Origin of the sequence: Mycolicibacterium vulneris (assembly GCF_002104765.1) — a bacterium.
GTDB lineage: Bacteria > Actinomycetota > Actinomycetes > Mycobacteriales > Mycobacteriaceae > Mycobacterium > Mycobacterium vulneris.
In genome coordinates, this window is record NZ_NCXM01000133.1 from 1 (window position 1) to 230 (window position 230).

1 protein-coding gene is annotated in these 230 nt (G+C 61.3%); it reads right to left on the bottom strand.

The features are described 5' to 3' along the window. The coding region (locus B8W69_RS29695; protein ID WP_133058077.1) for an HNH endonuclease signature motif containing protein at positions 1–230 on the bottom strand (230 nt) is incomplete at both ends.

Consider the following 230-nt stretch of genomic DNA (forward strand, 5'->3'; position numbering starts at 1 on the left):
TTGACGTCGGTGCTGTGGCACTTGCTGTAGTCGGTGACGTGGTGGACTTCGCAGTAGTAGCCGGCCACGGTGCAGCCGGGGTTTGAGCACCCGCGATCCTTGGCGTACAACACAATTCGCTGTCCGGGTGAGGCGAGTCGTTTGGTGTGATACAGCGCCAGCGCCTTGTCCTTGTCGAAGATCGCCAGATAGTGGTGGGCGTGGCGGGCCAACCGGATGACGTCGCTCAT